Origin of the sequence: Paenibacillus sp. FSL L8-0494, from assembly GCF_038003695.1 — a bacterium.
In the GTDB taxonomy this organism is placed as follows: domain Bacteria; phylum Bacillota; class Bacilli; order Paenibacillales; family Paenibacillaceae; genus Paenibacillus_AQ; species Paenibacillus_AQ odorifer.
Genome location: NZ_JBBOPQ010000001.1, coordinates 3,332,998 through 3,345,255 on the forward strand (window position 1 = coordinate 3,332,998; position 12,258 = coordinate 3,345,255).

The window sequence follows — 12,258 nt, forward strand, 5'->3', positions numbered from 1 at the left end:
AGTATCTTATGCACATAGAACTAAACGCACTAACAGTAGATAAGTTAAAAGAGAACCTTGGGGAACGGCCAGGTGATTTTAAATTGTTCTTCGATACAGAGGGTTGTGGTTGTAATGGCGTGATCGTAATTCAGATCATTAGTGAACCCTATGCTACAGATATTGAAGTTCAGAAAGAGCCTTTTACATTTTTTGTTGATCGTCAACAGGAATCTTTATTTGATGAACAGATGCGACTTGAAGCAGATGCAAATTACCCTACATTTAAATTAAGTAGTGATGCCAGTCTGTTAGGAAATAATATTCGAGTAAAAGATATTCGCTGAGTAGAGCACTGCTACACTAAAAAACCAGAGCATTTGAGATCATCTCTCAATGCTCTGGTTTCTTGAATTTTTGTTTCCGTATTAGCTGCTTGCGTTTCGTTTCTTATCCATTTGATTTTTTCATAAACGCTATATGGTCTATTTTGCTGTTAACCAGTGTAATTAACTGTTCTGCCATATAGCTCGCCGAATATTTGAAATTGACTTCAGCCCAGTGCATAATGACACCTACTGTAGCAGACATTTGGTAACTCAACATAATTTCATAATCCACGGGAGCAGCATCAGCTTCTATCTCAATCCGCATATCCTCACGCATGGATTCCCGTAAACGGTCGAACAGTTCAACAGTCATTTTCCCACGTTCCACAGCGGATAAGGCCAAAAACTCAGCTTTATGCCCCTCAATATATTCGAACAATTGCAAAATGGAAGGGAAAACCTCTGTTGCCTCAATACGATCCAATCCCTCATAAGGGTCTATTAGCGCTTCACCTATGCCCTGTAGAAATTCATCATGTATTTCCTTAAGCAAAGCCTCTTTACTCTCAAAATGCTTATAAAAAGTCCCTCGATTGTAATCCGCTCGATTAGTCACGTCCAATATCGTAACTGAATCATAACTATTTTCCAATATTAGTTCAACGAATGCAGATTTCAGAGCTTGGCGTGTTCTTCTGGTTCTTCTGTCTTCATGCTCTTCCTGTATCAAAAAAACTACCCCCAGCTATGATCTTTTTATCGTTCATTTATAATTCCTACTTTAAAAGTAACAAAAGATCAGCCAATGTTCAAGATTTAGACATAAGTAAACACAGAGATCAGTTCTGTTGGTTAGGCGACATTGATTAAAATTCTGATTATTGAACAGATTAACTAATGGGGTGTACTCTAGTAATAGAGATAGGTTATCCCATCTCCTAAGACTATAATATATAGCCAATTCATAACAAAGGATGCGAATATACAATGAGTGAATCATATGTAAAAACTGCTGTAATTACTGGAGCTGCAGGAGGAATCGGTAAGGAGCTTGCCCGTCGATTGTCTGATCGTAAACTGAATCTTGTACTTGTCGATCTGAATGAAGAAGCGATAAAAAATGTTATCCAAGATTTAGGCTTAAATGAATCTAACTCTTTAGCTGTAGCTGCGGATGTCTCTAATGAAGAAGACGTTCAGAATTATGTTAATAAAGCGGTAGAAAAATTTGGTGCCATTGATTATTTTGCAAACAATGCCGGAATTGAAGGTCCAGCAGGTCAAATCGAAGAGCTTAACGTCAAAGCACTTGATCTTGTATACAACGTCAATGTACGTGGTGTATTTCTTGGACTACACTATGTAATTCCTGTGATGAAAAAACAAAACTCAGGTGCTATTCTGAACACTTCTTCTCTGGCAGGACTCATGGGCGCACCAGGCATGGCCCCTTACATTATGTCTAAGCATGCTGTAATTGGTCTGACTCGCGTAGCTGCAAATGAGCTTGCACCACTTGGCATTCGTGTTAATGCGGTACTGCCAGGAACGATCAATACACAAATGATGCGTAAAATTGAGAATAATTTCGGAAGTGCAGAAGAATACAAGGCAGCTAACGAAGCTGCAACACCAATGGGTCGCTACGGTGAACCGCAAGAAGTTGCCGCTGTGATGAACTTCCTTCTGTCGGATGAGGCTTCATTCGTAACGGGTTCTCTATATACAGTCGACGGTGGTATGATAGGTCAATAATGCAAGCTGATTTCGGTCATTATGGATACTCCAAATAAAGGATTGGGCCTGTGCGTTAAGCATTGGGTTCAATTCTTTTTTATTTAGGATACCCGGATCGGATTTAATAATAAGCAATCTGTTGAATTATCTTATAGAATATACAAAGGGGAATTATTCTTTTAAGTATTGCTCAGTTATTTAGATAAATTGTTGGCGAGGAGTGTTCATATGCTTGAATTATCTCAACAGGATTTTATTGAAGTGAAACCGTTACTTACAGGTGCTCTTATTCATCCTGAAATTCTCTCCATCATCGAGGGAAATAATCCGGGCTGGATTTTTGTAGATCAACTTGTAACACCGAAAAGCGCATTGGTATGGAGTAAGGGGATGCAAGGATTTTATATTATAGGCGATCACACCAATGAGATATTTATCAAAAGCTTAGATAGTTATGTATCCAGTCATATTGCACCGAGGATGAAAAAGCTTGGGCTGGAGTATTTTGAAGTCTCAGGTCAACACGATGAATGGAATCTGGCATTGATGTTTCCTTCTAGGAAGCTATATCCTTTTGAACAAATGGTGTTCAAGTTATTCCACAAGCCCGCTGAGTCCCTTAATAATGGGATTAGAACTATAAATCTTAAAATACAGGATTGGGAGAACTTAGATTTAAAGCACATGGAATTTGTACATGAGAATATTGATTTATTCTGGTCATCGAAAAAAGACTTTAAGGCAACAGGCTATGGATGTGCTGCTATTGAGGGAGCTGAGATCATTGGTGTATGTTATTCTAGTTTCGTTACTGTGGATACTCATGCTATCGGAATTGAAACCCTCTCCAAGTATCAGAATAGAGGAGTGGGGACCCATTTAGCGGCTTTAGTAGCGGGAGATATACTTGCAAATGGTTTTACACCTTATTGGGACTGTTCATTAGATAATGAAGCTTCCCAAAAGCTAGCTCTTCGTTTAGGATTTCAGCAAATTCATCAATATAAGTGTAGCGCTTTTTCAATATGACGGTTTCGCAAATTATTAGGTTAGGATGAACATATATGAAAATATTGCTCGTAGAGGACGATAGAACCATTGCGTCAGGACTTGAATATTCCTTGCAGCAGGATCATTTTGAAACTATTTTATGTTATGATGCAACCTCTGCTAGGAGGGTGTTGGCGGAGCAGATATCTGAAGTAACACTTTGCATTTTTGATCTCTCTCTACCGGATGGCAGCGGATATGATCTGTGTAAGATCGTGAAGGAACGGAGCGATATTCCGGTCATCTTTTTAACTGCGATTGATGATGAGGTCAATGTAGTGATGGGACTTGATATGGGAGCAGACGATTACATAACTAAGCCATTTCGGATTCGTGAGCTGTTATCACGCATTAAATCGGTGTTAAGGAGATATAACAAGCAGGCTCAGACCCCGTCTAATTTTGAACTAGAGAATGTACGGATTAATACGCTAGAAGGAAAAGTTTATAAGAACGGCAATGAAGTTCTGCTAACAGCATTAGAATATCGTCTGCTTCTGATATTTGCTAATCATGTGGGACAAGTCCTTTCCAGAAATCAATTGTTAGAGCGGATTTGGGATGTCGCCGGAGAATTTGTAAATGATAATACATTGTCTGTGTATATTAAACGCTTACGGGAAAAGTTAGAGGATAACCCGCAAGAGCCCACCTTAATCAAAACAGTACGAGGTTTAGGGTATAAGGTTGGTGATTAGGATGTTACGTAACAAAGAATTTAGATGGTTATTACTAACGATGTCTACGATCAGCCTTCTGGCGATTATAGTAACGGCATTTATTTCATCAGGGGCGATGGGGATCACGGCGCTAACTTCAGTTCTGCTTATAGGTTGTTGTTTATTATTTACCCGCTGGAGATACCGCGAAATTGAGAAGCTTTCAGGGTATCTACGTCAAATTAGCAGCGGTAATTATTCGCTCGATGTTCGTGATAATCAGGAAGGCGAGCTTAGTATCCTGAAAAATGATATTTATAAGGTGACGTTGATGTTATCGGAGCAGCGTTTGCTGTTGCAAGAGGATAAAATAAAGCTTACCAATGCGATCTCCGACATCTCCCATCAGCTCAAAACACCACTTACCTCCATGACCGTGATGGCAGATTTATTAAGCGACCCTGAACTGAACGTTGAGAAAAGAATAGAATTTACGCGGAAAATCAGCCTTCAGCTCGATCGGATTGGCTGGCTGGTTTCTTCATTATTAAAGTTCTCAAAGATCGATGCCGGAACCATTCAATTTAAAAAAGATTCAATAAAAGTAAAGAGGCTTGTTCAGAAATCTATGGAGCCCATACTGATTCCTATGGATATTAAGGAGCAACGGATCTTAATCGAAGGAGAAGACGCTAGCTCATTCATAGGTGATCTCAATTGGACCACAGAGGCCATCATTAACATTCTGAAAAACTGTGTAGAGCATACACCTGCTGGGGGAGTGATCACGATTTCTTTTGCAGAAAACACGCTGTTCACGGAAATTGTCATTACTGATAATGGCAAAGGAATTCCTAAGGCAGAGATCCCCTATATTTTCAAACGATTCTACAAGGGGACAAATGCAAACGAAGACAGCGTTGGAATTGGACTTGCCTTGGCGCAAAGTATTATCACTGAACAAAACGGAACGATTGATGTGATGAGTGAAGTAGGAAAGGGTACACAATTTCAGATCAAATTTTACAAGCAAGTGATTTAACACTTATGGCTTAGTGACTAGAATGTCACTTAAGAGTCACTGGAGAGTCATTGTAGACAGATATACTGATCTCATCAACAAATGGAGGTCTAACAATGGATATTTTAAAGATTGAACATCTGTCTAAAACATATGGTAAAGGCGAGACTGCAGTAAAGGCTCTGGATGACGTATCGTTTTCAATTAAAAAAGGTGAATTCGTAGCGATTATCGGACCATCTGGCTCAGGAAAATCAACCATTCTGCATTTATTAGGTGGAGTGGATAGACCGACAAGCGGCAAAGTATTTGTAGATAACACGGATATTTACGATTTGAATGAAACACAGCTGGCGATCTTTAGACGCAGACAAATTGGTCTGATTTATCAGTTCTATAATCTCATACCGGTGTTGACGGTCGAAGAGAATATCACACTACCGTTACTGCTCGATCAGCATAAGGTGGATAAGAAACAGTTTGCGGATACCGTGAAGGCGTTGAATCTGGACAATCGTTTAAAACATCTGCCGAATCAGCTATCAGGCGGACAGCAGCAGCGGGTATCCATAGGCAGAGCGTTAATTAGTAATCCTGCAATTATGCTGGCAGATGAGCCAACTGGTAATCTAGATAGCAAGAATAGTAGTGAAATTATTGAATTATTAAAAATGTTTAATAAAACGTACAATCAAACACTTATTGTTATTACTCACGATGAACGTATTGCCTTGCAAGCAGATCGGGTCATTACTATTGAAGATGGAAGGATCGCTAAAGATGAGGTGATTCGTCCGTGAATATCGTAAACAAATTAACTATAAGACATTTGAAACAGAATAAGCGAAGAACATTGGTTACTATCATTGGAGTCATTATTTCTGTAGCTATGGTAACGGCTGTCGCGACCTTAGGTTTTTCTTTTATGGAATTAATGAAGAAGCAAAGTATCTCGACAAATGGAGAATGGCATGTCCAATATAGAAATGTTACTAAAGCTCAGCTCAAAGCGATAGAAACAGATGATGCGACAAAAGCACTAGTGATCTCCAACGATCGTGGTTACGCCCCTTTAGAGGGTGGGAAGAATGAGAATAAACCTTATTGGTATATCAAGGAATATAATGCAGCTGGTTTTAAACAATTTCCGATTGAACTGCTGGAAGGTAGACTCCCGAAGACAAACCACGAAGTAGTCATTTCTGAGGAGATTGCAAAGAATGCAAAAGTCCCTTACAAGATGGGGGAAACTTTAACGCTTGATGTTGGTGAACGTGTCACTAGCGATGATGAAAATAGTGGCCAACCCCTATCTCAGAATGAACGATTACGGACTGAAGAGGACACCCTGCTTGAAAAGATTATTCATAAAAAAACAATGAACTATACGATTGTGGGAGTGATAAAGCGTCCTACTTGGGAACCAACATGGTCTCCGGGCTATACTGCCTTAAGTTATGTGGATGAAAGCTTGATTGGAGCAGCCGAAAAAACCACAGCGACGGTAGTATTAAACAAGGTGGATAGCTCCATATACAAGCATGCAGAGGAATTGGCAAAAGAAAACAATATCGAGTCGATCTCTTATAATAATAGTCTGCTCCGCTACTATGGTGTGACGAATAACGATGGCTTACGTAACACACTTCTTTCATTGTCAGTGATCATTATGGTTGTGATTATCATTGGTTCCGTTTCATTAATCTATAATGCTTTTGCGATCTCTGTCTCGGAGCGTGCACGTCATTTAGGGATGCTCTCCAGCGTAGGGGCTACAAAGTGGCAGAAGCAGAATTCAGTGTTTTTTGAAGGAATGATTATCGGTTTAATTAGTATCCCCATTGGGATCATTTGCGGAATAGCAGGCATCGGGATCACTTTTATGTTTATCAATTCAATGATTCAAGATGTATTAGGCATAACAGAAAAATTAACGTTAGTTGTTACACCTCTGTCTCTACTAACCGCTTGTTTAGTTTCAATACTGACAATTTTTATATCCACTTATCTTCCAGCCAGAAAGGCTTCAAAGATCTCGGCTATTGATGCGATCAGACAAACAACCGATGTTAGGCTCTCTGGTAAAGCTGTGAAAACATCCAAGTTCGTGCGCAGATTGTTTGGTATTGAAGCAGAAATTGGTTTGAAGAATTTAAAGAGAAATAAACGCAGGTACCAAGCAACCGTGTTCTCACTTGTCATTAGTATCGTTTTGTTTTTATCTGTATCAGCGTTCACTTCTAATATGACAAGGTCGGTAGAACTCTCACAGGATGGGTTGAACTATGATATCCAAGTATATATGGGGACTGAGGACGCTCAAAAAGTGGATCGGTTGACGAAATCGATATCCAAATTACCTAATATAACGGAATATAATGTGACTAGGGAACTTAGTGTGAGTTCATGGATTGATGAAAAAAATATGGCGAAAGAATTGCAAGAGATTGTGCAGGCGGATAAGAGTGTTCTAAAGAACGGGAAATATCCTTACTACATTCAGATTTATGCACTAAATGAACAGAGTTTGAAAACCTATGCAGAAACGGTCGGCACAAATTATGAACAACTAACGAAGCTTGATCAGATGACTGCTATTGTGAATGATACGGTTACTTTTGAGGATGAGAAAGCCAAAAAAATTGTCGAGACCAAAGCTTTTCACTCTGAAGTCGGCCAAAAGCTTGATCTTTTTTATACGGATTGGGATACAAAAAAAGAGACGGATTTATTACCCGTAAAAATTGCCGCTCTAACTGATAAACGTCCCATGGGTGTACATTCAGCAATGGTTGGTGGAATAAACATCATCGTCTCTGAACAAGTCTTCGATAAACTAACAAATGATACGATGAGTAAAGATATTCAAAGTCGGCTTAACTTGAACAGCACAGACCCATTAGCGACACAGCAAGCCATAGAGGAAATGAAAGAGCGTAATATCTATGTTCAAAATGTGTATCAAAATAGACAAAATAGTGAGCAGATGATCATGTTAATGTCTATTTTCACCTATGGTTTTATTGCTTTAATTACTTTAATATCGATTGCGAACATTTTCAATACGATATCAACTAGCATATCCCTTCGAAAAAGAGAGTTTGCGATGCTGAAGTCTGTAGGGATGACGCCAAATGGTTTTAATAAAATGATTAATTACGAAAGTGTTTTTTATGGAATAAAGTCATTACTTTATGGGCTTCCGATTAGTATAGTTATTATGTACTTGATCTATAGATCAATGATGAATAGCTTCTCTTATGGATTCACACTTCCGTGGATGAGTATCTTGTGTGTCATAGCGGCTGTATTTATCATCGTTAGCGCAGCCATGTTATATTCAAGCTCAAAAGTGAAAAAAGAGAACATTATTGATGCATTAAAACAGGAAAATATATAATTATTAGCCCATCATTGCCGCGTTTAACGCGGCTTTTTTGTGTCATATCTGACACGTTGGTATGTAAATTCTTATAAATTCCTATGATATAATGTACACAATTGAATTGATACAGATTATAACCACGAGGTAGGTGTCAACGAATTGAGAACAGTTGTCGTGATAGGCGGGGGAATTACTGGATTGTCTACCGCTTACTATTTACAGAAATCTATTGAGCATAACAAGCTAGATGTAAAAATTATTTTGGTTGAAGCCAGCGATAGACTGGGCGGCAAAATCAGAACACTAAAACAAGAAGACTTCATTATGGAGTCTGGGGCAGATTCTATGGTCACCCGCAAAACGAATGTTGCACCTCTGATTGAAGAATTGGGTATACAACATGAGGTCGTATATAACGCGACAGGAATATCCTTTATTTATACGGAAGGTAAGCTGAAGCAAATTCCTAAAGATGCAGTCTTTGGCATTCCACTCAGTATGGAGTCGCTTGCTACAACAGAACTGATCTCAGCTGAAGGAAAGGTTGAAGCACTCAAAGATTTCTACACACCCAATAATAAGTTTACGAAAAACGATTCCGTGGGTGATTTTCTAGAAGCTTTTTTAGGAAAGGAACTTGTCGAGAAGCAAATTTCACCTGTTCTTTCAGGTGTATATTCCGGGAAGTTGAGTGAACTTACAATTGCCTCGACACTGCCTTATTTGATTGATTATAAGAATGAATACGGCAGTATTATTCAGGGTTTATCCGCTAATAAAGCCAAATTTCAAGGAAATGGCGATAAGAAGTTCATGTCATTCAAGGGAGGTGTATCTGCCTTGATCGATTCTATGGAAGAACATCTTTCTAATTCGGAGATCATCAAAGGGATTCGTGCCGAGAGAATTGAGAAACGTGGAGAGCAGTACCGGGTAACTTTGGCAGATGGACGAATCATAGACTCCGATGTTGTCGTACTTGGAACGATGCATTCTACTGCACAAGCGCTACTTCAAGACGAAGAACTAAATGAAGATTTCAATCAGTTATATAATAGTTCAATGATTAGTGTATATTTAGGATTTAATATCCCTGATAGTCAGTTGCCTGCGAATGGCACAGGGTTCATCACTGCCAACAGCGATGATGTTCTATGTAATGCGTGTACGTGGACAAGTCGCAAGTGGGAGCATACGTCAGGACAACAGCGTTTGCTTGTCAGACTCTTTTATAAGAGCTCAAACCCTCATTATGATTCGTTGATCAAGCTATCTGAAGAGGAACTATTGAAGGTGGCTTTGAAAGATATACAGACCAGTCTCGGGATAACAGGACAGCCAGCTACCTATGATGTGACCAAATGGCATGATGTAATGCCAAATTACCATAAACTTCATCATCAAATTGTAATATCCTTAGAGAAGAAGATGACAGATAGGTATCCTAATGTTATCCTTGCCGGATGCTCTTATTATGGAGTTGGTATTCCGGATTGTATTGCGAATGGAGAAAAGACAGCTGAGCGTATTTTGGAACAAGTAACTATACAATAAAAAGGAGGGTGTACAATCGTGAGAAGATTAGCGATCAGCTCTATGCAAAGTCTAGACTTATAAACAACGGCGGTTGTTTGTATAGAGCGAAAAATTGAGTTTACCGCTAGTGCAGTGTGCATGGGTTGTTTACAGAATAGACTTTGCTACCTTCAAACTCATTAAAAAGTTTAAGGAGCAGAGCGATTATGAAATATGTAAATGCAGATACGATTTTCCCAAAAGAATTATTAGAGGAAATTCAGAAATATATCAACGGTGGTATGGTTTATATCCCTAAGCCAGAAGAATCACATGTAAAATGGGGCGAAAAATCAGGGAGCAGAAAATACTTAAGATCTAGAAATATCGAAATCTGTCTAAGATTTGCTGTTGGTGCAACGGTTGACCAGCTTTCAGATGAATATTGCCTTTCTAGAGATAGTATCAAGAAAATTGTTTATTCAAAAAAATAGCTTATCATCCAAAAAAACCACGTTAGAGGAAACTCTGACGTGGTTTTTGGAATTTAATTATAATTTAATCTTAAATACCATATTTTTTCCGATATTTATTGATCCCATCTACAAACTGTCCTTCATACTTCACGCCTTCATCCATCTTTTTATTTGCGGCATTAATAGCTGTACTAGAAACCTTTGTTTTGTATAGTGCTTCTTTCATCATTGTCATTGCTTCTAATTGCAACTTAATCGCTTTTAAATAGATTTCATGTAACGCCTGCAATTCTGTATTGGGTGCTTTGATCTTTTTCGCCTCTATTACCAACTTAGTGTAATTGGGAATGATCACATTATTAAACGCTGTATAGCGTTGTTTTCGATTGTTACCTGTATCTATTCTGTTCTTTACATATGCCTCAGAGGCAATTTCGTCAAATTTAAAAATCGCTGCTATTTGATTAGAATAGGTTGTGAAATCTATTACTTCTTGTGGCGTTTTCATCTTTTCTTCATAATCTGCCTCAGATAGAACGGTAATAGGGAATCTTTCTTCAGACCAACCAGGAATGTTGAAGACTACTTCTGCAGAACCTTCTTGAACTCCTGTAATAATATAATCTGAGTAACCATCCAATTCAATGGTAAGTATAGATTCATCAGAAACTTCAGGTGTCAATTTTGCATATGTAAGACTGGTCATTTCAGCTAGTAAGCGAACTTTTATTTTTGTGGTTCCACCCACGGGAATAACATCACTAGACAAAGTAATACTCGCTTCGTTGAGCAATTTCTTATCAGCAGCAAACACAGTGGATGGCATTAATAGAGCAATAACCATAGTGCATAGTATCAAATATCGACCAAACCTTTTCATTTTCAATCATCCTTATCTATTGATTTTGTATTTACTGGTAGCAATCCCGTATTCCATAAACTTACTATTCCTCCCTGAGTTTTACTATAAAGTGTTTTTTCTCAAATACCAACTACTTTTTGTGCTTAAATCTCTATACATCGATTGGGAATGGATTACTGAATTAAATGAAGTCAAATATAAAGATAGATAGGGCGACAACCTGTATTTTTTGATACAAGTTGTCGCCCTATCCATTAAATATGTAATGCTATACGATTTGTTTATTCATATTCAAAGAGGCTTCAAATGCATCAATTATATACAGGAATCGTTCTGCTTCTCGGAATACATGATCCGCAAGCAATGGATGGATGATGCTCTTTATTCGACATTCCTCAATAAGATCTCGTGCCGTTTTCTTAAAGTCACGGAGAGATTTAACTGAGACTTTATTCTCGTCAAGTTGCTGACTGAGCAGGGGTTTGGTTTGGGATTGAGGACGCATGGAGCTAAGATCAATAGCTTGATACAGCAAAACATCAAAGTCATGGCTGAAATTTCTTGCTTGTTCAACAAGTTGACGTTCAGAGGGGTCCAATAAATGACCAATGAATTTAGCATGGTCTGCCATTATACGTAGGAAGAATACATTTTCATTAATAATTGCGTCTGGTAAAGGATCTAACCTACCCTGATTCAGTTCTTCCAGTCGATTTCGAAAATAGTTGGCTTCCCTACTGACATGATCCACTAATAAGGGGAAGTTCGTTCCGCCTGGAAGCTTACATTGTAGAATTAGACCTAGTATTTTTCTTTTGAACGCCCAGATATGTGAAGCTGCACTATGAACTTCCTCATTAAACTTCCGTATTACTGCTGGATCAGAATCCACAGTAAATCCGAGTGATCTATTCTCTATGGCTTCGAATGTGGCATAGAAATGGTTTGCTTCATTAATTAGTTGCGTGTCTTCACAACGAAACCCTAATTTAAGAAAAAAAGAGTGTTCTTTCATGATTCGTGACCAGAATCGTATTTCATCTAGAGATCTCGAAACAAAAGGATCCGGCATATCTGAGCACACCTCCCATTTTTATACAATTATAATATGCTAGAGGTTTGTACTATATCCGCAGAAGTTAAGGCGAGTCGAGTATATAGAAGTACAGGTACGCTTAACTTAATTATCAAATATAAATGGTGACATTATATAAAAATTAATTCTAATCGAATATGGCATATAAC

At 38.4% G+C, this 12,258-nt stretch carries 12 protein-coding genes; 9 read left to right on the forward strand and 3 right to left on the reverse strand.

All coding sequences use genetic code 11. The features are described from left to right. Positions 1-8 precede the first annotated feature (8 nt). Positions 9-326, forward strand: a complete 318-nt coding sequence (locus NYE35_RS15300; RefSeq protein WP_038570840.1) for an iron-sulfur cluster biosynthesis family protein — start codon at positions 9-11, stop codon at positions 324-326. A gap of 103 nt (positions 327-429) precedes the next feature. Here NYE35_RS15300 and NYE35_RS15305 read toward each other — a convergent pair whose 3' ends face one another. After that, entirely contained in the window at positions 430-1,038 is a 609-nt protein-coding gene (locus NYE35_RS15305) for a TetR/AcrR family transcriptional regulator (protein WP_038570842.1), read from the reverse strand. A 257-nt stretch (positions 1,039-1,295) separates the two neighbouring features. Between NYE35_RS15305 and NYE35_RS15310 the strand changes: the two genes are divergently transcribed. The 8 genes from NYE35_RS15310 (at position 1,296) to NYE35_RS15345 (ending at position 10,169) form a co-directional block, all read left to right on the forward strand. Beyond that, entirely contained in the window at positions 1,296-2,063 is a 768-nt protein-coding gene (locus tag NYE35_RS15310; RefSeq protein WP_036678050.1) for an SDR family NAD(P)-dependent oxidoreductase, read from the forward strand. A gap of 210 nt (positions 2,064-2,273) precedes the next feature. Beyond that, entirely contained in the window at positions 2,274-3,074 is an 801-nt protein-coding gene (locus NYE35_RS15315) for a GNAT family N-acetyltransferase (protein ID WP_341121527.1), read from the forward strand. A 35-nt stretch (positions 3,075-3,109) separates the two neighbouring features. Continuing rightward, positions 3,110-3,793 (forward strand): response regulator transcription factor, encoded by a 684-nt coding sequence (locus tag NYE35_RS15320; protein WP_036678046.1) that lies wholly within the window; start codon positions 3,110-3,112, stop codon positions 3,791-3,793. A gap of 1 nt (position 3,794) precedes the next feature. Further along, positions 3,795-4,796, forward strand: coding sequence for a sensor histidine kinase (locus NYE35_RS15325; protein WP_076179845.1), 1,002 nt, complete (start codon positions 3,795-3,797; stop codon positions 4,794-4,796). A 95-nt stretch (positions 4,797-4,891) separates the two neighbouring features. After that, complete coding sequence (locus NYE35_RS15330) at positions 4,892-5,575, forward strand: ABC transporter ATP-binding protein (RefSeq protein WP_036678042.1); 684 nt, start codon at positions 4,892-4,894, stop codon at positions 5,573-5,575. Further along, a complete protein-coding gene (locus tag NYE35_RS15335) occupies positions 5,572-8,175 on the forward strand; it encodes an ABC transporter permease (RefSeq protein ID WP_339825849.1) in 2,604 nt (867 codons plus the stop codon). Before NYE35_RS15330 ends, NYE35_RS15335 begins: the two co-directional genes overlap by 4 nt. A 144-nt stretch (positions 8,176-8,319) precedes the next feature. After that, positions 8,320-9,714 (forward strand): protoporphyrinogen oxidase, encoded by a 1,395-nt coding sequence (locus tag NYE35_RS15340; protein ID WP_341121529.1) that lies wholly within the window; start codon positions 8,320-8,322, stop codon positions 9,712-9,714. A gap of 188 nt (positions 9,715-9,902) precedes the next feature. Beyond that, the gene (locus NYE35_RS15345) at positions 9,903-10,169 is read left to right on the forward strand and encodes a CD3324 family protein (protein ID WP_038570858.1); all 267 of its coding nucleotides are present in this window, start codon (positions 9,903-9,905) and stop codon (positions 10,167-10,169) included. Between the two features lie 70 nt (positions 10,170-10,239). Here NYE35_RS15345 and NYE35_RS15350 read toward each other — a convergent pair whose 3' ends face one another. Next, positions 10,240-11,031: a hypothetical protein gene (locus tag NYE35_RS15350; RefSeq protein WP_076105639.1), complete on the reverse strand. Its 792-nt coding sequence runs from the start codon at positions 11,029-11,031 to the stop codon at positions 10,240-10,242. Between the two features lie 250 nt (positions 11,032-11,281). Further along, positions 11,282-12,085, reverse strand: coding sequence for a DUF2935 domain-containing protein (locus NYE35_RS15355; protein ID WP_036678028.1), 804 nt, complete (start codon positions 12,083-12,085; stop codon positions 11,282-11,284). Positions 12,086-12,258: the final 173 nt, after the last annotated feature.